The sequence below is a fragment of the Roseovarius sp. B-10 genome (assembly GCF_056859295.1).
Genome location: NZ_JBSXOE010000019.1, coordinates 1 through 26870 on the forward strand (window position 1 = coordinate 1; position 26870 = coordinate 26870).

The window sequence follows — 26870 nt, forward strand, 5'->3', positions numbered from 1 at the left end:
GACCGGGCGCGAGGAGCGCAAGCCGTCCGTGAACGAGCGCTTGAAGGATGTGCTGAACAAGCCCCACGAGCGGCTGGAGCCGGGTACCGACCGCGAGCAGGAGCGCGATGAGAACGAAACGGAGAACGCGCGGGACAGGGATCGTGGCGAGGGCCACAGCCTGTGAGATAACCAGGTGACCGACAGAGGAGACTAGACGGATGTATGAAGTATTCAACGTAGGCGAGACGATCTTGCTGGATGGCAAGCCACTATCGCTTGTGACGCTCGCAGGTGTCGCAGCCTGGATCGAGAACGGGATTCCGCACAGCTACCGTTATGATCAGGCTGCGCAGTAACAGGCTACGTCTGGTGCTCTGTTCCAACATTGCCAGCGACTATGTCGCCAGCCCTCAGAGGCAAGCTGCCCCATCCGCCGGAGTGGCGGTGCTGTCTTGTATTAGGCGTGATCCAGCCGGAGCCTGCGAGCTGAGCTGCGAGCATGTGGTGGATGGCTTGCGGGTCACATCCGGCAAGTTGCTGTTTGTTGGAGATACGCCGCGAGTTTACATCAAAGGCCACGCGGAAGGCAGGTATGAAAGCGGTCCACGTGGAGGGAGTGGTCCCGCGGTGGGGTGCTAGGCCAAGGTCTAACGGTTTCGTATTGCCCCATAAATCCTCAGTATGCTTCCCGTATTTCTGAAGAGCCGGCGAACCAGATGTGGTTCTGATCGGGGCACAAAAAGGGATGTTTTATTATCGAGGTTTCGAAAGGAACTATTTACCCGGCAGAAGTTTCCTGCCGTTAGCTAAGCGGGCGGATTGATCGCATGCGGTACGTCTGGGCGAGAAAATTTGAGGGAAAGGCAATCCCCGCGTCTTGTTGGGCAAGACCGCTTTGATGAATTCCCATTCCAGATCACTCATGTCTGATCGTGCCATTTGCCTGCTCCCGCGAAAATGAATCACAAGCCTATACAATTGAAAAGGAATTTATGGCTGTTCCTCGCTTGATGCCTGGGGCCAAAATCAGAGGACCCGTTTCAACATCATCACCCTGAGGGACAGCCACCTTCATGGCCACCAGAGGAGCGCAGGCCCATAACGGCATCTAGATTTTTAATGCAATGGCACCGTGCTCATCGCAGATAAAGTCATTTAATCATGGCTCCAGCGTACGCGACAGGCCGGCCTTGACGCGCCGCAACGGAATCGAACTTTCGATAGAGGCGACGCCGGGCACTTTGGTAAAGGTGCTGGTCAGGAAACGTTCGAAATCGGCAGGGCCGCGCGTTGCAATGCGCAGCAAATAATCGCGGTTTCCGGTCATCAGCCAGCAGTCGACCACCTCGGGAAAACTGCGCACGGCGGCCTCAAAACTGGCCAGAGCGTCGTCCACCTGACGGTCAAGCTTGACCGAAACAAAGACCGAAAATTCATAGCCCAGAGCGGTTTCGTCGATCAGCGCGGCATAACCGGTGATCACACCCGTATTTTCCAGAATGCGCAGCCTGCGCGCCACCGGAGAAGGGCTGAGACTGACGCTTTCAGCCAATTCATTTATGGTGGCGCGTCCGTTGCGTTGCAAGGCGTGCAGAATGCCTGCATCGTAGGCATCAAGATTGGTGACTATCATCGATATTATCCAAAATCGTGGTGCTTATCACCTTATAAGTCACAAATTATACGCACGATAGGCGAGAAATGTCAAAGTCTTGGTGGTAGTCTTGCAAAAATGCAAGCTTTGCCCGCGAGGACCGAAAATGACATCTGACACAGCCCACCTCAAAGCCCTTCAGGACCGTCTTCTCTGGCTGTCGCACTGGATGATCCACCACGCCAATCACACCCGTCCCAAGGAGGAGGGGATCAAGGTTGGTGGGCATCAGGCCAGCTCCGCCTCAATGGTCTCTATCATGACAGCGCTCTACTTTTCCGCGCTGCGGCCCGAAGACCGCGTGGCGGTCAAGCCGCATGCCTCGCCGATCTTTCATGCCATGCAATATCTGATGGGCAATCAGACACTGGACAAGATGAAGAACTTTCGCGGTTTCGAAGGCGTGCAAAGCTATCCCAGCCGCACTAAGGATGTGGACGACGTGGATTATTCCACCGGCTCCGTGGGCTTGGGCGTGGCGATCACCGCCTTTGGCTCGATTGTGCAGGATTACCTGATGGCCAAGGACTGGGGCAGTGATGTGTCACCGGGCCGCCACGTGGCGCTGGTCGGTGATGCGGAACTGGACGAGGGCAATATCTACGAAGCCCTCCAAGAGGGCTGGAAGAACGACCTGCGCAATTGCTGGTGGATCATCGACTACAATCGTCAATCGCTGGACGGCGTAGTGCGCGAAGGTCTGTTTGCGCGGGTGGAAAAGATTTTTGACGCCTTCGGCTGGAACGTCATCCGCGTGAAATACGGTGCCCTGCAACGCGCGGCCTTTGAAGAAGAAGGCGGCAGCGCCCTGCGCGATTGGATCGACGCCTGCCCGAACCAACAATATTCGGCCCTGACCTATCAGGGCGGGGCGGTCTGGCGCAAACGGCTGATGGATGATCTGGGCGATCAAGGTCCGGTGACGGCACTGATCGAAAAGCGCACAGATGATGAACTTGCCGCGCTGATGGAAAACCTTGGCGGCAACTGTGTGGCGACCATGGCCGAGGTGTTTGCCAATGTCACCGACGACCGTCCCACCTGTTTTCTTGCCTATACGATCAAGGGTTGGGGCACACCTATTGCGGGCCACAAAGACAACCACGGCGGCTTGATGACAAAAAACCAGATGGCCAACTGGCAACAACACATGGCCGTGCCCGAGGGGCAGGAGTGGGATAAATTTGCCGCCGTGCCCGACGCCGAAGCATTGCAAAAATTCCTCGACACAGTGCCCTTCTTTGCCAAGGGCCGCCGCCGATTCACCGACGCGGTGCTGCCCGTGCCCGATATCGCTCTGTCATCCGACCGCGAGATTTCGACCCAGATGGCATTTGGCAAGATCCTTGATGAGCTTTCCAAGGGTGACAGCGATTTGGCCGAACGTATCGTGACGATGTCGCCTGACGTGACCGGCACCACCAACCTTGGCCCCTGGGTGAACCGTCGCAAGCTGTTTGCCCGCGCCGAACAGGCCGATGCCTTTATTGAACACCGCATCCCATCGACCGCGAAATGGGAATTCACACCAAAGGGTCAGCACATCGAGCTTGGCATTGCCGAGATGAACCTCTTTCTGCTGCTCGGCGCGGCGGGGCTGTCGCACTCACTGTTCGGCAAGCGGCTTATCCCCATCGGCACGCTCTACGATCCGTTTGTGGCGCGGGGTCTCGATGCGTTGAACTACGCCTGCTATCAGGACGCCCGGTTCATGGTGGTCGGCACGCCGTCGGGCATAACGCTGGCGCCCGAAGGTGGCGTGCACCAATCCATTGGGACGCCCTTGATCGGGATGAGCCAGGATGGACTGGCCGCCTTTGAACCTGCCTTTGTCGATGAACTGGCGGTGATCATGGAATGGGCCTTTGGCTACTTGCAGCGCGACGGCTCTGACGACCCGGATGAGCGCACTTGGCTGCGCGATGAAACTGGTGGGTCCGTCTATCTTCGGCTATCGACCAATCCGGTTGAGCAGCCCGGTAAGCGCCCGGATGCGGATTGGCAGCAAGGGGCCATCGACGGCGCCTATTGGCTGCGCCGCCCCGGGCCCAACTGCGAGGTAGTGATCGCCTATCAGGGTGTCATCGCCCCCGAGGCGATCCGCGCTGCAGGTGCCATGGCCGATGCGCGACGTGACATCGGTGTGCTGGCTGTAACATCGGCGGATCGGCTGAACGCTGGCTGGACAGCGGCACAGCGCGCACTTGCGCGTGGCCAGCACGGCGCGACCAGCCATGTTCAACGCCTCTTGCAGGATCTGCCGTCGCATTGCCGTCTGCTCACAGTGATCGACGGCCATCCCACGACATTGTCTTGGCTCGGGGCGGTGCAGGGGCATCAAACAATCCCACTGGGCGTGGAACACTTTGGCCAGACCGGGACCATTGGTGATCTGTATCACCATTACGGCATCGATGCCCAAAGCATCATCGACAAGATCAATGGCCTGACCATCGGCCGCAGGATTGCAGCGGCCTGAGCCTCGTAGCGCGCAATGAGATCAGCCTTGGCTTGCGCATCGAGGTTGCGGAAGGCGGCCGACAGGATGTTGCTGCGATGGTAAAGTGGGGTGCCGCCCGCCGACCAGAGCGACGAAACTCTCGCCACCGAGAATGACATGGGCATGACCGCAGCCTGACCATAGCAGTCGGTAGTATTCGAAACGTCAATCCCGACGTAAATCACCGAATTGTTGTCTTCCATGCCAATCCTCCATCGCAACGGGCGACACGCGCCGCCCTGCGATCAAGCTAAAGGCAAGGCCCGAGCGGGGCGTCACATGAAAGACATGCGGTCTTACACACGATCCAAACGAAGCCTCAAAATCCCAAAACTATGGGTGAGCTGGCAAAACTGACTCATGGTGAGGGCTCGAGGCGGTAGGCTGGGGCAGGGATGGTTGGTTACCAGCGCTCACGCGTATCAGCCCCACTCTGCAATACGTGCGGAAGCCTCTTGAAGCGCCTTTATGTCGCCCGGAAACGGAATGGCGGGCACAACATCGTTCGGCCCAAAGTATCCTATTGAGCCGCGAAATACCCCTTTAGCGATGATCGGGACAGCAAGTGCATTCATACCAAGCGCAGTCTCGCCAGGGGCGACGGCCCAACCACGATGATAAACTGAAGCAATCTCTTCACGAAGTTGTTTTTGATTGATAACTGTCAAATTAGTATATTTCGTCAATTTCTGTCTGAAAACGTGATCCAGATCTATTTCGTTTTGGAAAGCCAGTGCTATTTTACCATGAGCTGATGCATGAGCATCGAGAATTGCGCCGGGGTATAGCGCATATTGCAGCGGGTTCGGCCCAGGTTCCACATGCAGTACGAGAGCCTTCGGTCCAGGAATAGGCTTGGTAAGCGTGACCGTCTTTCCTGACTGATCTCGCAGTCGTATCATCTCACGCCGGGCTGCCTGCACTAGCCATTCCTTCGAAGAAATGGATTGCAACATGTGGTATGATCGCAATCCAATCGAAAACCGCCCGGTATGCTCGTCCTGTTGCAGAAATCCGTCGTCGCAGAGGGTGTGTAAATGCCGGAATATTTGGTGTTTGCTTAGACCCACAGCGGTTGCCAACTCTGTAATGCCCCAGTCCTTGTCTGTATTCAAAACTGTCTCAAAGACACGCATTCCGACGGAAATGGTCCGGATTGAATAACTTTTCTCGTTAGATACAGGGGATGGGCGAGAGTCCTTCATAGTTAATGTCCCTCATTCAACGTCAACTGCCAATGTCGAAATGTTGGCGGTTGATCCTTTTCACTTTACCCCGTACGCGACTGCCTCGCTATACGCAACACTGCAGTAGCTGCCAGTTTCAAAGGTAGTGTACCGCAGTATAAAGCAGTTGCGACGCGTACTGCCGCCAGCCCAAATATAGCCAAGAATCATGACTCCATCTTGCCCAAAATACCGTTGGGTCGGAGGAAGAGAAAAACCAGCAGGACTGACAGCGCGGCCATGTTCTTCATCCCGGCACCGAGCGTGACGATAGCCAGCGCCTGTGCTACGCCAAGCAATATTCCTCCCAGAAAGGCCCCGGCGGGCCGGCCGAATCCACCGACGATTGCAGCGATGAACCCACTGATCGAAAACGACACTCCGACATTGAACGCGGTGTACTGCGTCGGCGTCACCAGTATGCCGCCGATGGCCCCCAGCCCGCCACTTATGCCAAATGCCAGCGACAGCATCAGCGAAACCCTAATCCCGTGCAGCCCAGCCGTCTCGCGGTCGATGGCGCAGGCACGCATGGCTTTGCCAAGCCGCGTCTTGTGAAAAAAGCCGTTCAGGGACACTATCACCAATAGCGAAACGCAAACGATCCAAACGATCTGATAGCTTACAGCCAGGCCGAATATGCGGATAGGACCGGCATCGGTGAACCCCGGCAGGACCCGAGGCTGATCGCCGAACACCTTCAATGCTAGATGTTCGATCACGATCTGCACTGCAAGGGTTGCCAGGATCATCACGAACATCGTCGCACCCCGATCCCACAACGGTCGCACGACGATACGTTCCATCGCGACCCCTACGATTGCCGAGAATATGATCGCACCCACCGCCGCGACGGCCAGCGGCACACCATTCGAGTACAGAAAATGCGTTACCATACCACCGAGCATGACAAACATGCCTTGGGCAAAATTTACGATGCCGCTAGTATTATAGATGACGCAAAAGCCGATCCCTATCAGACCATAGATGCATCCGACGGCGACGCCGCTTACCAAAGACTGGGCAACCAGGTGAATATCAAGCATCTTCGGTCTCCGGACTTCCAAGGTATGCCGCCAAGACGGCTGGATTGCGCTGGATATCGTTGGGTCCACCTTCGGCCAGCTTCACACCGAAATCGAGAACCACGACCTTTTCTGCCACAGTCATCACAAGTTTCATGTCATGCTCGATCATCAGCACGGTCACACCCTGGTCCGCAATGCGCCGAATCAATTTGCCCAGCGTCGCGCTTTCCTCATGGTTAAGGCCTGCCGCAGGTTCGTCCAGCAACAGTATCTTGGGTTCGGCCGCCATCGCTCTGGCGATTTCCAGCAAACGCTGCTGACCGTAAGGCAGCGATGTGGCCTGTCCCGACGCGACATCGCCGAGACCGACCAAATCCAGAAGTTCCAATGCCCGGCTCCGCACATCGGCCTCCATCTTCATGACGGAAGGCGTGCGCAGGATCGCAGACAGCAGCCCGCCTCGCGTCCGCAGATGCCTGCCCACCTCGACGTTTTCGACCACCGTCAGGTTGGGAAACAGTTTGACGAGCTGGAACGTGCGGATCAGACCCCGTGCCGCGATAGTGTGTTGCGCCAGACCGGTCAGGACCTCGCCGTGGAAGCGAACTTCGCCTTCCGCGGTAGGGAAGACGCCAGAGATCAGATTGAATAGCGTCGTTTTTCCCGCGCCGTTGGGTCCGATCACCGCCGTTACGCTCCCCTCCTCCACGCCAAAGCTTATGTCGTCCAGCGCGACCAGCCCGCCGAAACGCTTGGTCACATTTGCAAGTTCCAGGATCATGTCGCCGTCACCGTGGTTTTCGCGCTGCGGGGGCGCCAGAAGGCCGATAGAGTCGACAGGCCCTTGGGCGCAAAGATAAGCAGCAGGATAAGTGCCGCGCCGTACGCCATATCCTGATATTCGTTCAGCTCGCGAAATACCTCCGGCAGCACGGTGATGATAACCGCGCCGACCAGAGGGCCGAACGTGGTGCCAATCCCGCCAACGAAAAGCATTGTGAACGCGAGGATGACCATATGCAGCCCGAACACTTCGGGGCTGACGAAACCAACAAGGTGGACAAAAAGCGTACCCGCCATTGCAGCGTATACGGCAGAGATCAGGAAAGCTGCCAGCTTGTAGCGGTCGACGTCGATGCCAAGAGCCTGTGCCGCGTCTTCGCTGCCCGAAATGGCCTGCATCGCCCGACCCAGCCGCGATCGCCTGATGCAGGCGGCGGCCGCGATGGACAGCGCTGTCACGATGGCGATGAAGACGAGCATGGCTCGGTCGCTGCCAATCACCCAAGGTCCGATGCCGACGCGCGGGATGCCCGACACACCCATATAGCCGCCGGTCACGTTGTCCCATTGCACCGCGACCTCGTAGATGACAAGGCCGATCGCCAGCGTCGCCATGGCAAGATAGTGGCCCTTGAGCCGGACGACCGGATAGCCGACGATCAACGCCAGCGACAGGCTTGCGCCAAGTCCGATACAGAAAGCCGCCAGCGGCTCCCACCCGTAATTCGCGGTCAGGACCGCGGATGAATAACCGCTGATCGCAGCAAAAGCGTTTTGGCCGAACGATACCTGTCCCGCCAGACCCATGAATACATTGAGGCCGGTTACGAACACCGCATAGATCAAAGAGAAGCTCAGGATCGTGACGGCATAACCGCCCGAAAAATAAGTATAGCCAACGACGGCAATCGCAATCGCCAGCAGGCCGGGGATTTTCAAGGCACCCATTCCGACCCTACGAGAGGTAGTGTTTAGAGAGTTCTTCATGTGAACTTACTTCCTTGGGATCAAATTCGGACACGATCTTGCCCAGCGACAGAAAATAGGCGCGGTTTGCGATCTTGAGGGCGAGCGGCGCTTTCTGTTCCACCAGAAGGATCGACAACCCGCGCGCGTTCAATTCCCTCAGGGTTTCCAGAATTTCCCCGATCACGCGCGGGGCCAGTCCCAGCGAGGGTTCATCCAGCAACAGAAGTTTCGGACCGGCCATCAGCGCCCGACCGACCGCAAGCATCTGCTGTTCACCACCCGAAAGAGAGCCCGCATCTTGCGACAGCCGCTCTCGCAGCCTTGGAAACATCTCGAGAACCTCGGCAAGCCGTCGCTCGAATTCTGCGTTTCTATCGCCCAGCAGATAGCCGCCAATCTCGAGGTTTTCCTCGACCGTCATCGGTCCAAGAACGCCACGCCCTTCGGGAACCAGTATCAGACCGTCCGTCGCAAGCGCGACGGGGTTGTTTCGCGGCGTATCCTTGCCGCGAAACTGTACCTGTCCAGAGTTGGAACATACGCCCATTATGGCCCGCATCAGCGTCGACTTGCCCGCGCCGTTGGGTCCCAGCACCGTAACCAGTTCACCCTCTCCCAAACGCAGGTCGACGGAGTGAAGCGCCTCGACATGCCCGTATCTTGCGCGCAGGCCGGTAATTGACAGAATGTCCATCTGCTGATTTCCGATTACTGCACGATTTCTGGTTTGCCGTCCCGAATTCGCGCCAAAAAAAGCGGATTTTCCGTCAGACCCTGATGAACGTCGGGCGAATGGCTATATGTGCCGGTCGTCCCTTGAAATTCCTGCATTGCTTCCAGCGCGTCCCGCACCGCCGGACCATCGGTCGATCCGGCATCCGTCACGGCCTGATTGATCAGCATCACGGCGTCCCAGCCTCTGCCGGCCCAATTCGGGTCGCGATCGCCTTCGGCTGCCTGCCACGGGACGAGAAAGGTATCGATCGCGTCCTTGAGGCCGCCATCGTCAAGCGCCGATGGAATCTGCGAGGCTGCCGCGACGAACATGAAGTTGTCTCCCAGTATGTTCGAGGCCGGACCGAAAACAGCAAGATCCTCGAGGCTGGTCAACAGCAGAATATCCAGCCCAAGCTGTTTGATGTTATTGGCCGCCGTAAGGGTTGTACCGCCCACACCCATTTTCAGGATCGCATCGGCACCCGCTGCATTCAGCTTGCCAATCTGTACCGAAAGATCGGCATCCTTTTGGTCGTATTGCTCGCTTCCGACGAATTCGAGACCGAAGTCGGCCGCGATATTCTCGGCGATGTTGGTCTGCAACTTTGCGTAGGGTGACGGATCGAAGATCACACCGAAGGTTTTGTATTCGGGATTGGCTTTGAGATAGGCAAGCCGCGTCTCTACTTCAAATCGCGGCGGTGGAAGCGTTGTAAAGGCCCAATGGCGTTCTTCTTCCTTTTTGGGCAGGATCGAACAGGAGACAAGCGGAATTTTGCTGCGAACAAGAAGCCCCGCCGCCGCAAGGTTACCCGCAGACACACACCCGCTGGCGAAGATGTCCACCCTGTCGGAATTGATCATCTTCTGATAGATCTTTACGGCTTCCTGCGGTTCGGACTTGTTGTCCTCGGACAGCACGACCACAGTTTTGCCCATGATGCCGTCGGATTTATTCAGCTCATCCGCCGCCAGTTCGGCGCCCAGGACCCAGGCGTTGTCGATCGTCGCGACATAGCCGGTCTTGCCCGCTGATATACCTATCTTATAGGTTTCCTCGGCGACGGCCGCCCCCTGCAAGGCGAATGCCGCCACCCCCATTGCCAGTGCCATTTTACGAAGTTTCGTCATTTTTCCATTCCTCCCATTTTTATTTTGTCGTTGTCGTATAATTCATTCGGCGGCGCCGTAACCTCCGCCACCCGGCGTCTCGAGGACGACCCTGTCGCCCGGCGACATGGTCAGTTTTCCAGGCACGTCGACTTCCTTTCCATTAACCAGAAACCGCCCCGCTGCGCCCTCTCCGCCGCCCGAAAGTCCTTCGGACGTGAATTTGGTGCGGCTGACGATGGCATTCAGCATCCAATCGCGGTCTGTCTCAAGGTGGAATTCGATGACTTGCCCATCCCCGCCACGGTTGCGGCCCTCCCCGCCGGAGCCACGTATCAGCTCTTTGCGATCGAACAATATCGGCATATCCGCTTCCAGAACCTCAATCGGCACAGCCGATATGCCCGCCGGATAGCAGGTTGCCGACAATCCGGCCTTGCCGGCCCGTGCCCCCATCCCGGCGGAATAGTTGAACATTGAACTTGCAAACCGGCGACCACTGTCGCCGGTCCCGAAGATCTGCATAGACCATAGGCCACCGGCACCCTCTGCCAAAACGGTATCGGGTGTCACGTCATGCAGCGCCTTCATCAGCGGCATCGGTATATGCATACCGACCACATGCCGGGCGCTTACCGGTGACGGGTACTGGGCTTTCAGGATCGACCCTTCGGGTGCTATCACCTTGAACGGTTCCATGCTGCCGTTGTTGTTGGGAATCTCCGGGTTGATGCAGCAATGCATGGTGAACGCATTATATGCCACGGTGTAATTGAAGCACACGTTGATCCCCAACGGACTTGCCTCCGAACTGCCGGTAAAATCGGTCGTGATCTCGCCCTTTTCGGTGTCGATTGTTACCTTGGCCCTGAGGGTGATCTCGTCGCCGCCGGGCACATCAAATGTCGTTTCGCCATGATACGTGCCGGCCTTCAGCTTGCGGATCGACTCCCGTGTCGCTTTTTCGGACACCTCGATGATCTCGTCCGACAATGTCTCGAGATCGTCGAGCCCGTAGCGATCGCAAAGTGCAGCGATCCTTGTGGCGGCCATGCGTCCGCACGATACCTGTGCGGCGATGTCGCCAAGGACGTGTTCCGGCTCGCGCGTGTTGCGGCGTATGATCTTGTGGATCGCCTTGTCCGGCATTCCCGCGTTGTAGAGTTTTAGCAAGGGCAGCCATAGCCCTTCCTCATGCACGTCACGTGCGCCTGCACCCATGCCGTATCCCCCTACATCCGTGTGGTGAATACAACTACCAATATAGCCGATGACTTTTTCCTTATAGAAGATCGGCGTGAAAATAGTGAGGTCGAAAAAATGTGCGGCCGCCATCCAGGGATCGTTTGTGATGAGATGGTCGTCAGGCGACAGTGTGTCGGGCGGAAATTCCTCCACGAAATATCGTGCGGCGGTACGCATCGAATTGATGTGTCCCGGTGCGCCTGTGACGGCATTCGCGACAAGGCGCCCCTCGCGATCGAGCAACGCGACAGCAAGGTCACCGGCCTCGCGAACGACGGGGCTGAAGGCATTGCGCCGCAGGGCGTGAGCCCCTTCGGTCGTGATGCTAACGAGACTGTTCCACAAGACGCGCAGTTGAATCTTATCCATTTGCGGGTTCCTCCTTTGTTGCGACTATACAGCCGACCCCGTTCACTTCGACGCTCCAGCCGGGCAGGATCACGATGGTCGTCTCGCGTTCCTCGATGATCAGCGGCCCCTGCATTTTCTGACCTGAAGCGACTTCCGCGCGCGGAATGACCGGCACATCATATTCGCGCTCGGGAAACCGTACACGACGGGACTTGTCGTCGGTTTCCGACTTGAGCGGGACGGCGTGCGGCGGGGTCTTTTTGATCTCTGGCCCCGTCGCGCTGACGCGCCATGCGACAAGCTCGACCTCAAGCTCTTCAAGCCGAACACCGAATTTCTTCTCGTAGGTATCCTCGAACAACTGACGGATATCGCTGCTCTTCCGCCGTCCGATGATGTCGCCGGTCAGCGGAACGGTCAGTTCATTATGCTGCCCCGCATACCGGATATCGCCGGAGATCGTCATCGTGATGGCGTCCGTCGCGCAACCGGCATCCGTCAGCGCCGCCCGACCTTCTGTTTGCATTTCCTCGATGACCGCGTCCGCGGCATCCCAGTCGATAGCCGAAAGTTCGAAAATATCGCTGCGCGCAAGATCGAGTCGAACAGGCGTCACCAGATTTCCGAAAGCCGACAGAACGCTGGCCAGCGGCGGATAGATGACCTGTCCGCTGTCCAGAAGATCGGCCACATAACAAGCGTGAACAGGGCCTGCACCGCCGAAGGCCAGCAGCGGAACGCCGCGCCAATCCACCCCGCGATCCGTCGCGTGCGAGCGTATTGCAGAGGCCATGGATTCGCCCACCAGCTCGAAGATGCCCACGGCGACCTGATCCGCATCGAGGCCAAGATCGTTGCCCAGTACCGCCAGAGTCTTACGCGATCCGGCTTCGTCCAGGGACATTTCACCACCCAGAAAATTGCCGGCGTCCAGCATCCCCAGGCAAAGGTCGGCATCGGTCACGGTCGGCTGCATACCCCCCCGCCCATAGCAGACGGGGCCAGGTTTCGACCCCGCGCTTTGCGGGCCGACCTTCAGCAACCCCATACTGTCCTTGCTTGCAAGACTCCCGCCCCCCGCGCCGATCTCGATCATGTCGATACACGGTACGGTTACGGGGAAACCGCTGCCATGCTGGAACCGGTAGATCCTGTCGACCTCGAAGTCGCCTGTAATCAAGGGCTGAGCATCCTTGATGAAACACGCTTTTGCGGTGGTCCCGCCCATGTCGAACGAAACGACATCTCCAAGGTCCAGAGTATCCGCAAAGTAGCTTGCTGCCAGCGCACCGGCCGCCGGGCCGCTTTCGATCATACGCACCGGATTTTCCCCGGCTACCGCGGCACCGATCACTCCGCCGCTGCTGAGCATGATCAACAGGTCCTGTCCAAAGCCCGCCTCACGAAGCCGTTTCGCGAGGCCGTCCAGATACGGCTTGACGATCGGCTTGGTGAACGCATTGAGGGCTGTTGTCGATGCGCGCGGATACTCGCGCATCTGCGGCGCGACGTCAGACGATAGTGACAGAAAAATCTCAGGTGCTAGCCGTTCAAACGTCTCGCCGACGAGACGCTCGTTTGCCGCGTTCCGATATGAATTCAATAGGCAGACCGCAACCGACGTGACCCCCGCACTCACGACCTCATGAACCAGGTCCTCGATTTCTTCCAGGACAGGCTCCACATGAATCTCGCCGTTGCCCCGTGTCCGTTCGCGGATACCGAAAGTCATTTCCGGCGGGATCAGCGCACTGGGAACCTCAAGCTGATTGTCGAAGATGTCCGAGCGGCATTCGTCCCGGATCGTAAGGACATCGCGGAAACCTTCTGTGACGACCAATGCGGTCCTAGGACCCTTGCGCTCGATAATGGCGTTAGTCACCACCGTCGTCGCATGAACAACCAGATCGGTCACATCGGATGGCCCATACCCGGCTTTCTCCAGAACAGCGGTGATCGCCTTGAAAAAGCCCACCTGAAGGTCGTCGGTGGTGGTCAGCGTCTTATCCACCCAGCATGATCCGTCATCGCCCCGAAGGACGACATCGGTAAACGTTCCCCCGATGTCCACAGAGATAGAAAGTTGCGCCATTTTCAGTACCTTTTTGCAATATCGCGGGCCGGGCCGGGCAATAACATCTGTTGAAAGCCCACCTGCATGACGACCCCATGGCCGGTCGGCTTGGGGCATCGCGATGATGGGGATCTGCGCCCAAAAGAAATCATGTCTGCCCTCTCGACGTTACGTGCAGAATATGTTGCGCATGACACAACGTAGTTTTATTTATTTATCGAAATTGGATGCCACGTCAATAATAATTTCAAAATAAACGGGCTTGACAGATACAGCCAACTTCGACAGCTTTACGAAACTGCGTTGCGGTGCTCACAACATATGAGGATATTGACATGACGGAACAGATGGTCCCCGCCTACAACTGGAATGATATCCCGGAACGCGAATTGCGGCGGGGTCTGACCCAGAAGGTGTTTCGTGGAAACGACGTATTGATCGGATACAATTCACTGCATCCCGGTATGCAGGCCAGCCCGCACAGCCACATCTACGAGCAGATTTTCATGCTGCTTCAGGGTCGGGTCAAACTGCATGTCGGCGATCAGGTTCACGACCTCAAGGCCGGAGCCGTCGTGCGGATACCACCGAATATGGAACACTGGGCAGAGGCGCCGGCCGATGCGGACGGTGTTGCCATCAACATGGATATCTGGACCCCGCTACGCCCCGACTACGGCAAGTATACTGATTATCAGACCGACACCTTCAACGAGTCTTAGAGTTCCAAGGCAGCGCAGACATGCCCGACATACAGATTTTCCCTCCGGTCCGCCGACCCGACCCAGAGGTTGTAAAAGCGCTTTCCCGCCTGAGCGCTGCTCAGGCGGTAGATGCAATGAACCGCAACGGGGGGATGAACGGATCGATACGGGCGATCTGGTGTGAACAGCCGCTCGTCGGCACAGCGATCACGGTACAATCGGCACCCCATGACGTACTGGCGATCTATGCGGCACTGGCAACCTCGCAACCGGGCGATATAATCGTCGCCGCCACAAATGCATATCAGGGCTCGGCTGTATTGGGCAGCGTGATGGCGGGCTTTATGCTGAATGCGGGGATCGTCGCATTTGTTACCGACGGACTGGTCCGGGACGTCGACGAACTGGATTGCGCAAGGTTCCCGGTTTTTGCGTCCGGTCTGTCGCCGAATGCCCCTCAAAAGAATGGCCCCGGAACGGTAGGAGGTGCGATCGTGGTCGGTGGCGTCGCCATAAACTGCGGCGATGTCATCGTCGCCGATCGCGATGGGGTCGCGGTTATTCCGCGCGATTACGCGGGAAATGTCGTTAGCAAAGTGCCTGCAATTCTCCAACGTGAAGTTGAATTTGCTTCAATGCATGAACAAGGCCACAAGGCCCCAGATTGGCTTGAAGATTTCATGGCAAGCGAACGAATTATCAACCGATAGGGGAGCACGTGGGCCCCAGTGGCGTTTCCAGTGCCCGAAGATCGCCTCGACCCGGGCGCGGGATGCTCGAAAAGTTCATGGGAGGCGGAAAGGGTCGTTTCTGGCCCCCTGCCCTGCCTCTCGCACGCTCAAGGGCTTAGCTTTGTCAGAACCACAGGGCGAAACCTTCGCGGTTCTGACACGTTTTTGACCGGTTACTCGTAACCGCGCTTCGCCTTCGCCATGTGCAGCTCGAAGCGAGCGTCCTTCGCTTCGGCTTCAGTATGGAACCAGTCAGTCCGCAACTGTCCAGAGCTGCCGATCCGTCCCCAGTTGCGCACCAGGCCCCAGTCTCCGAAGAGACCGCGCACGATCTCCATGCGGTAGAACCGGTGCAAATTGGCGTCTGGCTCAGTCCTGATCAGATGCATGGTCCCTACCCCCACATCCTGGCTGCGATGTCCTGCTCTTCCTTGCCCACGGCATCGGCATAGATCGCCGTCGTGCTGAGCTGGGCATGCCCCAGCCATTTCTGAAGCATGTGCAGCGGAATCCCGTTCACCGTCGCGTTGATCCCGAAACCGTGGCGCAAACCCTTTGGACTGCGGTGCGGCGCCTCCGGTATCCCGGCCTCGATCATGATCCCCTTGACGATCTGCCAGACCCGTACGCGGCTGAGCGGCCAGATCGGCGCCTTGGCCTGCTTGCGGGATTTCTGGGCCTCCCTGATACCGTGCGCTGTGTTGAGCGTGTCCAGGTAGTCCGGCGGCACCGGAACGTTCCTGTAGACGATTTTTGAGGCTCCAGAGGCATCCTTGCGCTTCTTCAGGCTGCGAATGGTGATTGTGCCGCCCGACAGGTCCACCCTGGCCGGGGTGATCTCCAGGAGCTCGGACGGCCGGCAGCCGGTGAAGTGCAGGGTTTCGCAGAGTGTGCGGTCTCGCGCGGGTTTGCGCCGGGCCACGGCCAGGAAGGCAGCGCGTTCTTCGGCGTTGAGGTAGAGCCGGTTGCCGGCAGTGTCGGTGAGGCGCATTTCGCTCATATTTAACAATATACCCGGAAACTGTTAAAGCGTGAATCGGAATTCCGTCCCCTGCCCTATCGATCAACAGGCTCGGCAGTCCGAGCGTTTTACAGTATTAGTAATAGTGTTAAGTTAGCATGTGCTCTTTGCTACTTAGAGCGGATCTTGTATTTCGCAGCCTCCGCCTTATCGGTGAGTCCGACTTCGGCCTGCCCCATCTCGAAAGCCTGAGCATAGGGGCGCCCCATAGCGAGTGCTTGATAGAAAATGTATGTGAAAGAGGGTGCGGTTTCATCGTTGATTGCATCAGTTGAGCCGATAATGTGGCTAACGTGCGCCTCGCAGGCTTGGGCGATTGAGTCAGAATAGCATGCATGCAGGACTATGCACTCGAGGTCACCATAGACTTTCGCGATCTGGGCGAGTTGGTCACCGGTAACGGGCGCAGCCCTACCGTCGCGCGTTTCAAATGCTAGCGCCCCGCCCCCACCATGTCCGCTGAAGTGCAGGATTTTCGGTTCATGGCGGAGCATTTCCTGTTGAATTTGATCGGGGCGCGTGGCGTACAGGGTCTCAAATGCAATCTGTCTACGCGGTTGTGGGACAGCAGCTAGTCGGTCGCGCAGCTCCATAGCCTCCTTATCGGGGCGAATAGGGCGATAGTTCGAGGCGACAGGCATTTGCGGGTCTGGCGTAGCGTTCAGCATTAGCACCTTCAGGCCATGATGACCTGCCTGCGTTTGTTTCATTATCTTCTCTCCTTCCGGATCGAGCCCTCCGCCGAAAAGGTCGAGCATTCCGTCCTGGTCGTTGCGGACTTCAGCATAGAGCCGAGTACCCTCAGCGCCCAGCCGTATCCGTTCGCGGAACGCCGCGCCTCGATCGTAGAAATCGAGTGCAGCAACCCGATAGCTGGGCACATTATCGGCATGACGAGCGAAATGCTCTGCCAGCGGCAACAGAACCCGCTCATCGGTTTCCGTTTCAGACCACGAGAGCGTCACGTTGGACCTGTCGCGGTTTGATGCCGCTCCTTTGATAGCATTTACTGCAGCAAAGGAGACAGACTATGGGAACGAAACGGACGGACGAATTCCGCCAAGATGCGGTGCGGATCGCGCTGACGAGCGGGCTTACACGCAGGCAGGTTGCGTCAGATTTGGGTGTTGGCCTATCGACGCTGAACAAGTGGGTGACGGCGCATCGTGACACGGATGTGGTATCGTCCGAGGATCGCGAGCTTGCACGGGAGAACGAACGGCTTCGGCGCGAGAACCGTATCCTCAAGGAGGAGAGGGATATCCTAAAAAAAGCCACCCAGTTCTTCGCGAGCCAAAAGCCATGAGGTTTCGGTTCGTCGAAGAACAGCGTGGGGCCTTCCCGATTGGTCGACTTTGTCAGGTCATGAATGTCAGCCCGCGCGGGTTGCGGGCCTTCCGCAGTCGTCCGGCCAGCCGCAGGCAGCGCATGGATATGGTCGTTCTGGCGCACATCAAGGAACAGTCGCGGCTGAGCCTGAGCAGCTATGGCCGCCCACGAATGACCGAGGAACTGAAGGAGGTTGGCGTCGATGTAGGGCACCGCCGGGTTGGACGTTTGATGCGTGAGAACGGGATTACCGTTGAGAGAACACGCAAGTTCAAGGCAACAACCGACAGCGATCACACGTTCAACATCGCCCCGAACCTGCTGAATCGCGATTTCAGTGCAGCCGGGCCGAACCAGAAATGGGCAGGCGACATCAGCTACATCTGGACCCGTGAGGGCTGGTTATATCTGGCGGTGATCCTCGATCTGCATTCCCGGCGTGTCATTGGATGGGCTGTCAGCAATCGTATGAAGCGTGACCTGGCGATCCGGGCCCTGAAAATGGCCATCGCCTTCCGAGCGCCACCCAAAGGCTGCATCTTCCACAGCGACAGGGGCAGCCAATACTGTTCGCACGACTACCAGAAGATCTTGCGCCAGCATGGCTTCCGGGTCTCGATGAGCGGCAAAGGTAATTGTTATGACAATGCGGCTGTCGAGACGTTCTTCAAAACCATCAAGGCCGAGCTGATCTGGCGGCGGTCATGGGTAACGAGGCGGCAAGCCGAGATGGCGATCTTCGAATATATCAATGGCTTCTACAATCCACGTCGACGGCATTCAGCATTAGGCTGGAAAAGCCCGGTCGCTTTTGAACGGAAGGTGGCTTAAACGAGCACTTGGAGCGGCACGATTACGCGACAGGTCCAAGGATTATCGAAGGCCGACAGAGTTAAATCGAGATCGCACCTTAGTACTGTAATAGCACAATCCGTTACGCCCATACGATCCTGCGAGAAGAGCGACACGTCGTCCGATGTCAACGCGCCAGGGAACCCAATCGAACGGCGGTTTGCAAAAGCATCGCGGTCATCACGATAGCGCCCGATCCGGTAGGCTAACACGCAATCGTCCCGCCGCACGATCGAGAAGGTCCACACGGCGCAGTAGCCCTCTGCCTTCATATCGTCGGGATGCATAGCAACCAACGCGTTCTCAGCCTCTGCTCGCAAAAAGACGCTGTCGAAGAGTGCCAGATGCTGGCCAATGGAGTCAGCGATGCAGCGCCGTACGCCGATCGTATGCGCGCGCTTGAGATCACGCGTCCGCCTCCGTGCCCGGAACGGCTCCTTCCATTCTGCGGGGAAGTCTGGGTCTTCGAGGAAAGCTTTAAGCGCGAACTGCCCAGGTTCGGTACGATAAAATATCGACTTTTGACGCCGGTGAAGAATATCTTCACTCAGCCGAGCTTGTAGAGTTTTCTGCTGGGTTCGCCCGTGAAGGTGCGGAGGTACGACGCCAGCTTTATACGCAAACTCCAGTATGGAATTCGCATTAAGTGGACGACGTGCTGCCTGCAGGACTGTCCTGGCGATGTCGAGATAAGAGTCCAAAGGCACCTCCCGAGTGAGACTATGCCGTACGTGGCCATGATATTCAACGAGGCACTGGGTGCCTAGCAGCGCTTAACAGATTGAGCCAGTCTGTTAAGTCGCGCCTGGCAGGACCGGTGCTCCTCTGCCCTCGCTCCAGCGGCTACCTGGCTATTCCTAGCCGGGTTTAAAGCTCAGCCGAAATCGACCTTCAAAATTTATTCGGAAAACAAGCGATCCGTCTTACATGCTTAGCTGATCGCCCGCTGTACCGCCTCTGGCTCCTTCTCAATAACCCTCAGAAGCATCGCCGCCGGTCCACTGACATGGCGCTGGCCCTGTTCCCATTTCCGGTATCCGGAAAGGCTCATACCCATCAGAGGGGCCATCTGCGCTTGTGTAAGCGAAGCGTGCTTGCGCACCTCGCGGGGGTCGATTGCCTCGTGAACCGTCGCGGGCCCCTGCCCTTTGGCATGGGCCACGGCTTCGGTCAGAGACTGGATCAAATCATCGCTGAATGTGCTCATCGTCTTTCCTTCCAGGCCTTCTTCAACTCGGCCGCCAGAGCGGCGACCGCACGTTTCTCATCCGGGCTCATATCCGTCTTGACGTTCTTGGCGTAAACCAAGAGCGCATAGACCGGTATGGTCTCGTCCAGATAGTAGTAGATCACCCGCGCCCCGCCGCGCTTGCCTCGACCCGAGGCAGCGAAGCGAACCTTGCGGACACCGCCCGTGCCGGGGATTTCATCGCCCGCCTCCGGGTTCGCCGCTAGGAAGTCGATCAGTTCCCGTTTCTGGTCCTCATCGAAGAGCTTCGCGGCCTGTCGTGAAAAGACCGGGGTTTCTGCCACTGTCTGCATGTCGCTATATAGCCCATTGGGTCACTTTTGCAAGTGTCCTTGTAGTAGTGCTGAAGTTTTCGCAGGAAACTATGATCCTAGGATGCTAAACTTTGCCGTGCTTTTCTTCGAGCAGGCTCAGCGCTTCTGCCAAGAGGTCCGGCACCTTGCGGCGTGTCCGGATTGCAAGCATCTCATATCCGTCAGCAACGCGCCGCGTGACACGCTTGTTGAACTGGACCTTCTCGTCTTCAGCAACATGGTTGAATTTCGCGACTTCGACAGGCTTCTGGCGCTCGGCATCCCCTGCCCCGCTCTGGCGGCGGCGTGGCGGTTCTGCGATCTGGAGACCCTTGGACATCATGCGGCCTCCTTCATGCCCGGCAGACGGTTCATAATCGCCTGAGCGACCGCGATCGCTTTTTCCTGCACCTTCGGGAACGGCACTTCAGATGCGGCTCGCCCTTCTGCGTGACCCTGTCGGATCGAGGCCAGCTCCGGGAAGATGGGATCAAGCACGTTCACCCGTGCCTTCCCAAGATAGGTGCGTGCGGCACGGTCTTCGGCCTCGGACCCCTTGGCACGACAGAAGCAGAAGAATATCCGGCCCGATGGTACACCGGCGTCCTCCAGTTCGTAAGCGGCTTCGATCTGTGGCTCCATATCATCAAGGCTGTAGCCGGTCGGCATGAGGACGAGATTGCTATTCTGCGCCATGATGCGACCGCCTTGCTCTGCATGGGCCGGTCCATCAAGGATCATGAGATCGAACCGTTCAGCCTCCTTGATAGCTCGATCAACCGTCCGATACTTTTCAACTGCGACTTCAGGATGAAAGCCGGATTGATCGCGCCGGGCTTTCCATTTGGTCGAGGTGCCTTGGGCTGGGTCGAGATCGGCGATCTTCACGTTCCAGCCTGCACGAGCCACTTCGACGGCCAAGAGCCTGGCGAGGGCGCTCTTGCCGACGCCGCCTTTCTGGGAAATCAGGGAAATGATCACTGCTGCCTCCTATTATTCTATTAAGGTTGAATTCTAGGATGTGAGGAAGGGAAGATGCTAGCAAGATAGGTTTCGCGGAATGCAGGAATTTAGGTTTCGAGAGTTGCAGATTTGCAGATAACTAGATTGCTATGATCCTAGCAATCTAAGGGCGGCCGTGTTTCTCGTACCACTTGGCGCAGAACCCGACGAAGGCCTTGTCCGGGTCGCGCGGCGCATCGAGGCCACCATCGGCCATCCAACCCCGCCAGGTTTGCTCCAGATAATGAACGTCCCAGCCAGGAGCGGCAGCGCGAGCCCGTTCATGCGCGTTAGAACCGAGCCTGATCGCATCGCCCACGACATCTCTGGCGAGCGCATCCATTGTGCCCCGGTTCTCGAAAACGACCATCTCACCGTCCAGCCGGATCGCGTAATCCGGCATGTGATGATGCGCTTCATCTTGTTCGACGATTGCGCCGACGAGCCGACGAAACTCGCGCGTGGTCGAGGTCGACCCGCATTTTCGTTGAAGGGCAGGGAGACCGACGCGCCATTGGGTTTGCCGCCCACAATGCTTGCGGGCCAGCTCATACAAGCGGCGCTCCAATGGTTTACGCAGCCGGAAGTAGTTGCGGTGCAGGGTCAGGACTTCTTGAGCCCGGATCGCGTTGAAGACCCAGTCCGACAGCTCAATCTCGATCTCCTGCATTCGGCCGTCACGGGTTTCCCTTACAATCCGGGCGCGGTCGATGATGCTGAATATATCAAGCTGTTCCGTGCCCCCCGTGCTGATGTTCGTCTCGATCTGAGTACCCTGAAGACGGACAAGCGCCGCCCGCAGAGCTTTATAGCCACGTCCATCGGTCACACGGTTCGTGGCCTTGAGCATATCGTAAGCCTTGAGCCGCACCACGCGCTGCACCTGTCGCCCCTCATTGAGCGCAGCGATGACCTGGCTGATGCAATAGATCAGGACATCGCGATCATGGATCGTGGCAAGACCATCGGAAGAGGGGCGAACCTCAACATAATTCTTGCCGCTTTCATCCTCGTAGCGGCGGGGCTGATGATCAGGCTTGGTCGAAAGCGAGAAAATCGGGTGCGCCATCGACGCCATGTCGCCCTTGGGCGCAGCATCAAAGATATCGCATACGAAAAAGTCCTTCTGATCCTGGCGATCGGGAAGGAGAGGGGATCGACTGTCTTTCGTGATTTCACCCACCATGCGGCGACTTTCGTGATTTCACACACGGCCGTCAAGGGATTCGTGATTTCACCCACGCTGATGCATCTTTCGTGACTCTACACACGCATTTTCGTGATTTCACACACAATCTTTCGTGACTCTACACACAGGGATTCCAAAAAAGCGCCTTAGTATCATATGCTTGTGAGACATTTTTTGGACGTAACACAGATTCTAACACATATTTAACACCCGCGAGCTGACGCGCTGCCTGTGGATAACCCTGTCGGAACCCTCAGTCCTGGTAGTGCACACAAGCATATCCATCGGATGTCGTGGTGACCCACTGACCTCCAAAGACAGCGCATGTGGCAGCGTTGAATGCTAAGAATCGCGGAACCATCACCGCCAGGACCAGGGCCAGAACGGCAGCACCCAGACCGAACCACGGAAGATTACGTTTCAGGCGCTCCGCCTTCCTTTCCCGATCCCGCACCTTTTCCAGGATCGCCCACTTGTCCTCTTCGGCCTTCTGGAGCGTGGCCTGTGCCCGGTTCGTCGCCTCGGACAGATCGATGGTCAGTCTGGCTATGCGGATGAGGTTGTCGTTGATCCTGCCGTTGATGGTTTTCCCGACCAGCTCGCCATAATGCTCGGGATCGGTCTGCGACCGGGCCGCGAACGCCGCCTGCCGCGCTTCCGTCGCGGTCTTGACCAGGCGGTCCATGGTCCCGGTCTGAGCATCCACGCGATCCGAAACGCTGGCCAGAACCGTGCTGAGAAGATCGAGGGTTTCGCGCAGCTCGTCATCCGAGAGGGCAGGGGAGGGAGATCGATCGGTCATCGGGGAAGGTCTTTCCTGTTACGGGTCCTGCGGGACGAACAGCCCCCGGAATTCGGGATCGGCGTAGTAGCGCAACTTTTGCGCCAGCGCCGAGGGTTGGCCCTGGACGCGCAGAAGCTGAAGGTCGGGCGGCATCTGCATGATCTCGTCGGGCGTGAGCAGATCGCGGCCGGTGAGGTTGTTGGAGAAGCTGGGGCTGTCACCGGGCTTGTAACTGTCGGTCTGGTAGCCGGTGGTTTCCTGGCCGATCATCTGGCTCAGCCATTTCGCCGTCTCATAGTCGTTCACCCCGAAGACCTGCTGCACCCCGGCATTGGCCACGAACGTTCCGGCCCGCTTGCCATAGAGATCATTGAGCTGGCTCATGTCCTGGAGGATCGGCCAGAGCTGAAGCCCGTAGCCGGCCATCAGCCCCATGGCGCGCTCGATGGCTTCTAGGCGGCCGAGAGCGGCGAACTCATCCAGCAGGAAGAGGGTCGGCCCCGACGCGGGGGGCGAGGGCCCTTTGGCGGGCCTCGCCGCCTGTGCGGCCTCAGGGGCGCCCTGAGCGCCGCTTCCAGCCTCTCCGGGGGTCCCGGTCCCCTCCGCGTGCCTGGCGATGTCCTGAAGCGCTTGGGAGACGAGAAGGCGCAGCCAGCGGGCGTAGGCATCCAGTCTGTTGGGCGGCAGGACGAGGAATACCGAGACGGTTTGCCGTTGCAGCTCCGCGAAGTGGAAATCCGACCGGGAGATCACCTTGGCGATGCGCGGGCTGTCGAGGAAATGGGTGTGCCGCTGCGCGTTCGACAGGACCGAGGCCGCTTCCCGGTCCGCCTTACCAAGAAACCGGTTGGCGGCGCGGGCAATCAGCCCGCCCGCCGCATCGCTGTCCTGCATCAGCTCCAGCAGCGCCCGCAACCTGTCCGGCGGCAGGGTCAGGTATTCCCGCACGGTGGCCAGGTTGCGCCGGTCTGGCTCTTCGTGGGCCACGCAGAACATGATCAGGCCGGAGAGGATTGCTTTGGCTTCCTCGTTCCAGTGTGCCTCCTGTACCTGTCCGGCCGGGTCCATGACCAGGGCATCGGCCAGCGTGGTGGCATCCTCCCCCAGATCGGGGCTGTCCGGGGCCAGCCGGTCCAGCGGGTTGTAGGCCGAGGACGGCAGGCCGGTGACCTTGCCAGTGTCGCTGACACCGAAGGGATCGAGGACGTGGACCTGTCCGAAAGCCCGCCGCGCGGCCCCGGCGATCCGCGCGTTCTCGCCCTTGGGGTCGACCACGATCATCGAGCGATCCGCCGCCAGCAGGTTCGGGATCACTGTACCGACCCCCTTGCCCGCCCGCGTGGGCGCGAGGGTCAGAAGATGGGCCGGTCCGTCATAGCGCAGGAGCCGTCCCGTGCGGGGAGAGCGGCCGATCAGCAGCCCGTCCGGGAGTTCCAGCTTGCGCAGCTCCTTGCGGCCCGCGAAGCGCGCGGAGCCGTGGCTGTCCCCGGTGCCGCCGTAGATCAGGGTCGCGCCCGAGCGGTGCATCCAGTCGAATGCCCCGGCGATGGACCCGGCCAGCATGAAGGGGCCGAAGACGATCCAGTGCCAGGCGCTGGATCCGGGTGGCGCATCGAAGATGGCGAAGATGACGGGGGTGGCGACAAGCATCCCGACGATCGCGCCCAGGCACAGCCAGAGGATCAGCCAGCCGAGCAGGAACGGGGTGACGACGATCCGTGCAAGGAGACGGGCGAACGACGAGACGAGGGCGAGAAATGAACGCATGATCTAAGTCCGGACCAAACTGGCGGGGGAGGGTGGCGGCGAATGGCTCCGGACTTAACCTGACGAGGACGAGTCCTGGTCCGGGGCAGGGGAGGGCACGTCCCAATCCGCGAACGCCTTTCGGTCCTGTTCCCGAGGCAGGTTGCGGATCAGCCGGTCCAGCATGGCAGCCGCGGTGTCATCGCGCTCGGCCAGATCGATCAGAGCCCCGCCCAGGATCACCTTGCGCCTGGTATCGAGTTTGCGCTGTCTGGTGGCTTCCCGGTTGCGCAGGGCCTGAAGCCGGGCCTTGGCCTGGGCGTATCGCTTCTCGGCGCGTTCAAGCTCAGTCTCTGCCAAATCACTGCCCTTGTTCTGCAAATCTCTTTGGGTTGAACTTGTTCTTGCCTGCTCAACCGTTAGCGCGTACCCGTAGGCCTGTAAAGGACAAGGGCGCACTTATGCAAACTCTCCACCCGCGGTTCCGAGATTTGCGTGCGATCTCCTTGAGGCAGAGCCTCAGCCGATGGCGAACTCCTTCGATGCCACGGGCATCGACATGGAAGAGTGCGCCGCCTCTTCCAAACCATCACAGGCCAACCTCGGCGGTTGGATCGCGTCCCGCAAACTCGCACCAGCGTCTCGCCCGATGCCCTACGGGGAGGGCCGGTCTGCTGCTGGCGTCTCCCTTGCGGGAGGTTCGTGCCGTTGGACCTCGCGGTGCCGACACGAACCGGGTTTGCCCCCGGCAAACCGCCGATATGTGCCGCAAATCTCCTGCCCCCTACGAGGCTGAGGAGATTGGTGGAACGCATCGGCAAGCCCGCGCCTCAGAGAGCCTGTGGCTCGCTTCGGGCGGGCTGTCTTCTCCCCTCCGGCCCCAGCGTTCCGGGGCGCGGTCCTCCGGGGAAAAGACGGCTGACCCGGTGGCCCATGTCGGGGCCCTGGCCGAGGTCAGCAGCGGCGCGCATGATGATCGCTCGCTTCATCGGAGAGGGCAGGGCGCATGGCCAGCTACCACCTCTCCGTGAAGACGATCAAACGCAGCGCCGGGCGCTCCGCCACGGCCGCTGCGGCCTACCGTGTCGGGGAGCGCATCGAGTGCCAGCGCGAGGGCCGCATCCACGATTACACCCGCAAGCAGGGGATCGAGGAGACCTTCATCCTGACGCCGAAAGATGTACCCGACTGGGCCACTGACCGGTCCCGCCTCTGGAACGAGGTCGAGGCCAGTGAGACCCGCCGCAACTCCGTCACCGCCCGCGAATGGGAGCTGGCCCTGCCGTCCGAGATCAGCGCCGAGGCGAGGGCGCAGATCACCCGCGACTTCGCGGAGCAGCTGGTCGAGCGCTACGGCGTGGCCGTTGATGTGGCGATCCACGCGCCGCACCGTGAAGGCGATCAGCGCAACCACCATGCCCATGTCCTGACCTCTACCCGTAAGCTGGAGGCCGGGGGGTTCACCGACAAAACCCGCGTGCTCGATTCCGCGAAAACCGGCGGTGTCGAGATCGAGCAGATGCGCGGCGTCTGGGCCGAGTTGCAGAACCGCGCACTGGAGCGGGCAGGGGACGCGGAGCGCGTCGATCACCGGTCTCTCGACGCGCAGCGGGAGGCGGCGCTGAAACGGGGTGACGAGCTCTCGGCCGAGGAGCTGGACCGCGATCCGGAGCTGAAGCTGGGGCCGGCGGCGAACTCGATGGAGCGGCGCGCGAAGGCGGCGGCCGCGCGGGAGAGCCGGGATTATGCGCCTGTCACCGAGCGGGGAGCGATGGTTCACGCCGCCCGGCAGGCCCGTGCCGCCTTCCGCGAAATGCGTGCGCGGCTGGAACGGGCGCGCGAGACCTACGGTGCCGAGCGTGAGGCCGGTCAGGGGCGCGTCTCGGCCGGTCTGGCGGCACTCAGGGCCGCGACTGCGAAAGATCGCAGCGGGGACCGCAACCCGGAGGATGTCCGGGAGCGGCTGGCACGTGTTGTGGACCGGTCACGGGACCAGGACGACACGCCGAAGCCGGAAGGTCGCAATTATGCGCGGGAGCGGCTGAAAGAGATCATGGAAAAGGACGCCGGTCGAGATGGTCAGGCGTTGGTTCACAAGCTGGACGGTCACAGCGAGTATGACATGGGCGAGGACGCCGCGAAGGCTTCGCGGGCCACGCGGTATCGGCAGCGCGGAGACCGAGCCGCTGAGACCGGGCGCGAGGAGCGCAAGCCGTCCGTGAACGAGCGCTTGAAGGATGTGCTGAACAAGCCCCACGAGCGGCTGGAGCCGGGTACCGACCGCGAGCAGGAGCGCGATGAGAACGAAACGGAGAACGCGCGGGACAGGGA

Annotated in this window: 27 protein-coding genes and 1 pseudogene; 6 read left to right on the forward strand and 22 right to left on the reverse strand. The window is 59.1% G+C overall.

Going from position 1 to position 26870, the window contains the following annotated elements:
* Positions 1 to 200 precede the first annotated feature (200 nt).
* Entirely contained in the window at positions 201 to 338 is a 138-nt protein-coding gene (locus AC13D8_RS02715; protein WP_300587436.1) for a hypothetical protein, read from the forward strand.
* An 803-nt stretch (positions 339 to 1141) separates the two neighbouring features.
* Here AC13D8_RS02715 and AC13D8_RS02720 read toward each other — a convergent pair.
* The gene (locus tag AC13D8_RS02720; protein ID WP_300587439.1) at positions 1142 to 1615 is read right to left on the reverse strand and encodes an Lrp/AsnC family transcriptional regulator; all 474 of its coding nucleotides are present in this window, start codon (positions 1613 to 1615) and stop codon (positions 1142 to 1144) included.
* A gap of 127 nt (positions 1616 to 1742) precedes the next feature.
* On the opposite strand from AC13D8_RS02720, the gene AC13D8_RS02725 reads away from it, so the two are divergent.
* Positions 1743 to 4115: a 1-deoxy-D-xylulose-5-phosphate synthase N-terminal domain-containing protein gene (locus AC13D8_RS02725; RefSeq protein ID WP_300587442.1), complete on the forward strand. Its 2373-nt coding sequence runs from the start codon at positions 1743 to 1745 to the stop codon at positions 4113 to 4115.
* A gap of 2 nt (positions 4116 to 4117) precedes the next feature.
* On the opposite strand, the pseudogene AC13D8_RS02730 reads toward AC13D8_RS02725, so the two are convergent.
* From AC13D8_RS02730 to AC13D8_RS02770, 9 genes and pseudogenes are all read right to left on the reverse strand, one after another.
* Positions 4118 to 4298, reverse strand: a pseudogene (locus AC13D8_RS02730) (IS21 family transposase); the annotation flags it as partial.
* A 260-nt stretch (positions 4299 to 4558) separates the two neighbouring features.
* Positions 4559 to 5272, reverse strand: coding sequence for an IclR family transcriptional regulator (locus AC13D8_RS02735; RefSeq protein ID WP_300587444.1), 714 nt, complete (start codon positions 5270 to 5272; stop codon positions 4559 to 4561).
* A 257-nt stretch (positions 5273 to 5529) separates the two neighbouring features.
* Entirely contained in the window at positions 5530 to 6408 is an 879-nt protein-coding gene (locus AC13D8_RS02740) for a branched-chain amino acid ABC transporter permease (protein WP_300587446.1), read from the reverse strand.
* Positions 6401 to 7171, reverse strand: a complete 771-nt coding sequence (locus AC13D8_RS02745) for an ABC transporter ATP-binding protein (RefSeq protein WP_300587450.1) — start codon at positions 7169 to 7171, stop codon at positions 6401 to 6403. Before AC13D8_RS02745 ends, AC13D8_RS02740 begins: the two co-directional genes overlap by 8 nt.
* Complete coding sequence (locus AC13D8_RS02750) at positions 7168 to 8121, reverse strand: branched-chain amino acid ABC transporter permease (RefSeq protein WP_300587452.1); 954 nt, start codon at positions 8119 to 8121, stop codon at positions 7168 to 7170. Before AC13D8_RS02750 ends, AC13D8_RS02745 begins: the two co-directional genes overlap by 4 nt.
* A 7-nt stretch (positions 8122 to 8128) precedes the next feature.
* Entirely contained in the window at positions 8129 to 8836 is a 708-nt protein-coding gene (locus AC13D8_RS02755; RefSeq protein ID WP_300587454.1) for an ABC transporter ATP-binding protein, read from the reverse strand.
* A gap of 14 nt (positions 8837 to 8850) precedes the next feature.
* Positions 8851 to 9990 (reverse strand): ABC transporter substrate-binding protein, encoded by a 1140-nt coding sequence (locus tag AC13D8_RS02760; protein WP_482967516.1) that lies wholly within the window; start codon positions 9988 to 9990, stop codon positions 8851 to 8853.
* A gap of 42 nt (positions 9991 to 10032) precedes the next feature.
* Complete coding sequence (locus tag AC13D8_RS02765) at positions 10033 to 11583, reverse strand: hydantoinase B/oxoprolinase family protein (RefSeq protein ID WP_300587458.1); 1551 nt, start codon at positions 11581 to 11583, stop codon at positions 10033 to 10035.
* Positions 11576 to 13756, reverse strand: coding sequence for a hydantoinase/oxoprolinase family protein (locus tag AC13D8_RS02770; RefSeq protein ID WP_482967517.1), 2181 nt, complete (start codon positions 13754 to 13756; stop codon positions 11576 to 11578). The genes AC13D8_RS02765 and AC13D8_RS02770 overlap by 8 nt, the downstream gene beginning before the upstream one ends.
* Before the next feature lie 218 nt (positions 13757 to 13974).
* Here AC13D8_RS02770 and AC13D8_RS02775 point away from each other — a divergent pair, with 218 nt between their 5' ends.
* Together AC13D8_RS02775 and AC13D8_RS02780 are read left to right on the forward strand one after the other, a co-directional pair.
* Positions 13975 to 14361 (forward strand): cupin domain-containing protein, encoded by a 387-nt coding sequence (locus AC13D8_RS02775; RefSeq protein ID WP_300587463.1) that lies wholly within the window; start codon positions 13975 to 13977, stop codon positions 14359 to 14361.
* A 20-nt stretch (positions 14362 to 14381) separates the two neighbouring features.
* A complete protein-coding gene (locus AC13D8_RS02780; protein WP_300587465.1) occupies positions 14382 to 15053 on the forward strand; it encodes an RraA family protein in 672 nt (223 codons plus the stop codon).
* A gap of 194 nt (positions 15054 to 15247) precedes the next feature.
* Here AC13D8_RS02780 and AC13D8_RS02785 read toward each other — a convergent pair whose 3' ends face one another.
* From AC13D8_RS02785 to AC13D8_RS02795, 3 genes are all read right to left on the reverse strand, one after another.
* Positions 15248 to 15562 (reverse strand): WGR domain-containing protein, encoded by a 315-nt coding sequence (locus tag AC13D8_RS02785; protein ID WP_482967518.1) that lies wholly within the window; start codon positions 15560 to 15562, stop codon positions 15248 to 15250.
* Complete coding sequence (locus AC13D8_RS02790; RefSeq protein WP_300587470.1) at positions 15469 to 16074, reverse strand: tyrosine-type recombinase/integrase; 606 nt, start codon at positions 16072 to 16074, stop codon at positions 15469 to 15471. Before AC13D8_RS02790 ends, AC13D8_RS02785 begins: the two co-directional genes overlap by 94 nt.
* Positions 16075 to 16205: 131 nt before the next feature.
* Positions 16206 to 17060, reverse strand: coding sequence for a CHAT domain-containing protein (locus tag AC13D8_RS02795; RefSeq protein ID WP_482967519.1), 855 nt, complete (start codon positions 17058 to 17060; stop codon positions 16206 to 16208).
* Between the two features lie 65 nt (positions 17061 to 17125).
* Between AC13D8_RS02795 and AC13D8_RS02800 the strand changes: the two genes are divergently transcribed.
* Positions 17126 to 18255 (forward strand): IS3 family transposase gene (locus AC13D8_RS02800; RefSeq protein WP_482967520.1). Its coding sequence is split into 2 segments (ribosomal slippage): positions 17126 to 17360 and positions 17360 to 18255, totalling 1131 coding nucleotides; the frame shifts between segments, so codons are not numbered across the junction.
* Here AC13D8_RS02800 and AC13D8_RS02805 read toward each other — a convergent pair.
* The 9 genes from AC13D8_RS02805 to AC13D8_RS02845 form a co-directional block, all read right to left on the reverse strand.
* Positions 18252 to 18977, reverse strand: coding sequence for an HTH domain-containing protein (locus AC13D8_RS02805; protein WP_482967521.1), 726 nt, complete (start codon positions 18975 to 18977; stop codon positions 18252 to 18254). The two genes, AC13D8_RS02800 and AC13D8_RS02805, sit on opposite strands and share 4 nt — an antisense overlap.
* Positions 18978 to 19207: 230 nt before the next feature.
* Positions 19208 to 19483: a helix-turn-helix domain-containing protein gene (locus AC13D8_RS02810; protein WP_482967522.1), complete on the reverse strand. Its 276-nt coding sequence runs from the start codon at positions 19481 to 19483 to the stop codon at positions 19208 to 19210.
* Positions 19480 to 19818, reverse strand: a complete 339-nt coding sequence (locus AC13D8_RS02815) for a type II toxin-antitoxin system RelE/ParE family toxin (RefSeq protein WP_482967523.1) — start codon at positions 19816 to 19818, stop codon at positions 19480 to 19482. The genes AC13D8_RS02810 and AC13D8_RS02815 overlap by 4 nt, the downstream gene beginning before the upstream one ends.
* Positions 19819 to 19903: 85 nt before the next feature.
* Positions 19904 to 20158, reverse strand: a complete 255-nt coding sequence (locus tag AC13D8_RS02820) for a hypothetical protein (RefSeq protein WP_482967524.1) — start codon at positions 20156 to 20158, stop codon at positions 19904 to 19906.
* A complete protein-coding gene (locus AC13D8_RS02825; RefSeq protein ID WP_482967525.1) occupies positions 20158 to 20799 on the reverse strand; it encodes a nucleotide-binding protein in 642 nt (213 codons plus the stop codon). The genes AC13D8_RS02820 and AC13D8_RS02825 overlap by 1 nt, the downstream gene beginning before the upstream one ends.
* A gap of 145 nt (positions 20800 to 20944) precedes the next feature.
* Positions 20945 to 22006 carry a replication initiator protein A gene (locus AC13D8_RS02830; RefSeq protein WP_482967526.1) on the reverse strand — a complete coding sequence of 354 codons (1062 nt, stop codon included), beginning with the start codon at positions 22004 to 22006 and terminating at the stop codon, positions 20945 to 20947.
* Positions 22007 to 22262: 256 nt separating this feature from the next.
* A complete protein-coding gene (locus AC13D8_RS02835; RefSeq protein ID WP_482967527.1) occupies positions 22263 to 22811 on the reverse strand; it encodes a hypothetical protein in 549 nt (182 codons plus the stop codon).
* Between the two features lie 18 nt (positions 22812 to 22829).
* Positions 22830 to 24560: a type IV secretory system conjugative DNA transfer family protein gene (locus tag AC13D8_RS02840; RefSeq protein WP_482967528.1), complete on the reverse strand. Its 1731-nt coding sequence runs from the start codon at positions 24558 to 24560 to the stop codon at positions 22830 to 22832.
* A gap of 54 nt (positions 24561 to 24614) precedes the next feature.
* Positions 24615 to 24920, reverse strand: a complete 306-nt coding sequence (locus AC13D8_RS02845; RefSeq protein WP_482967529.1) for a mobilization protein — start codon at positions 24918 to 24920, stop codon at positions 24615 to 24617.
* Positions 24921 to 25545: 625 nt separating this feature from the next.
* Between AC13D8_RS02845 and mobQ the strand changes: the two genes are divergently transcribed.
* Positions 25546 to 26870 (forward strand): MobQ family relaxase (gene mobQ / locus AC13D8_RS02850; RefSeq protein WP_482967530.1); only part of this gene is annotated, 1325 nt, incomplete at its 3' end.

What these genes read in the sequence shown, in the direction of transcription:
- AC13D8_RS02715 (WP_300587436.1), top strand. Translation starts at nt 201, where the DNA reads ATGTATGAAGTATTCAACGTAGGCGAGACGATCTTGCTGGATGGCAAG.
- AC13D8_RS02720 (WP_300587439.1), bottom strand. Translation starts at nt 1,615, where the DNA reads ATGATAGTCACCAATCTTGATGCCTACGATGCAGGCATTCTGCACGCC.
- AC13D8_RS02725 (WP_300587442.1), top strand. Translation starts at nt 1,743, where the DNA reads ATGACATCTGACACAGCCCACCTCAAAGCCCTTCAGGACCGTCTTCTC.
- AC13D8_RS02735 (WP_300587444.1), bottom strand. Translation starts at nt 5,272, where the DNA reads ATGCGTGTCTTTGAGACAGTTTTGAATACAGACAAGGACTGGGGCATT.
- AC13D8_RS02740 (WP_300587446.1), bottom strand. Translation starts at nt 6,408, where the DNA reads ATGCTTGATATTCACCTGGTTGCCCAGTCTTTGGTAAGCGGCGTCGCC.
- AC13D8_RS02745 (WP_300587450.1), bottom strand. Translation starts at nt 7,171, where the DNA reads ATGATCCTGGAACTTGCAAATGTGACCAAGCGTTTCGGCGGGCTGGTC.
- AC13D8_RS02750 (WP_300587452.1), bottom strand. Translation starts at nt 8,121, where the DNA reads ATGGGTGCCTTGAAAATCCCCGGCCTGCTGGCGATTGCGATTGCCGTC.
- AC13D8_RS02755 (WP_300587454.1), bottom strand. Translation starts at nt 8,836, where the DNA reads ATGGACATTCTGTCAATTACCGGCCTGCGCGCAAGATACGGGCATGTC.
- AC13D8_RS02760 (WP_482967516.1), bottom strand. Translation starts at nt 9,990, where the DNA reads ATGACGAAACTTCGTAAAATGGCACTGGCAATGGGGGTGGCGGCATTC.
- AC13D8_RS02765 (WP_300587458.1), bottom strand. Translation starts at nt 11,583, where the DNA reads ATGGATAAGATTCAACTGCGCGTCTTGTGGAACAGTCTCGTTAGCATC.
- AC13D8_RS02770 (WP_482967517.1), bottom strand. Translation starts at nt 13,756, where the DNA reads ATGCCCCAAGCCGACCGGCCATGGGGTCGTCATGCAGGTGGGCTTTCA.
- AC13D8_RS02775 (WP_300587463.1), top strand. Translation starts at nt 13,975, where the DNA reads ATGACGGAACAGATGGTCCCCGCCTACAACTGGAATGATATCCCGGAA.
- AC13D8_RS02780 (WP_300587465.1), top strand. Translation starts at nt 14,382, where the DNA reads ATGCCCGACATACAGATTTTCCCTCCGGTCCGCCGACCCGACCCAGAG.
- AC13D8_RS02785 (WP_482967518.1), bottom strand. Translation starts at nt 15,562, where the DNA reads ATGGCTGGGGCATGCCCAGCTCAGCACGACGGCGATCTATGCCGATGC.
- AC13D8_RS02790 (WP_300587470.1), bottom strand. Translation starts at nt 16,074, where the DNA reads ATGAGCGAAATGCGCCTCACCGACACTGCCGGCAACCGGCTCTACCTC.
- AC13D8_RS02810 (WP_482967522.1), bottom strand. Translation starts at nt 19,483, where the DNA reads ATGAGCACATTCAGCGATGATTTGATCCAGTCTCTGACCGAAGCCGTG.
- AC13D8_RS02815 (WP_482967523.1), bottom strand. Translation starts at nt 19,818, where the DNA reads ATGCAGACAGTGGCAGAAACCCCGGTCTTTTCACGACAGGCCGCGAAG.
- AC13D8_RS02820 (WP_482967524.1), bottom strand. Translation starts at nt 20,158, where the DNA reads ATGTCCAAGGGTCTCCAGATCGCAGAACCGCCACGCCGCCGCCAGAGC.
- AC13D8_RS02830 (WP_482967526.1), bottom strand. Translation starts at nt 22,006, where the DNA reads ATGGTGGGTGAAATCACGAAAGACAGTCGATCCCCTCTCCTTCCCGAT.
- AC13D8_RS02835 (WP_482967527.1), bottom strand. Translation starts at nt 22,811, where the DNA reads ATGACCGATCGATCTCCCTCCCCTGCCCTCTCGGATGACGAGCTGCGC.
- AC13D8_RS02840 (WP_482967528.1), bottom strand. Translation starts at nt 24,560, where the DNA reads ATGCGTTCATTTCTCGCCCTCGTCTCGTCGTTCGCCCGTCTCCTTGCA.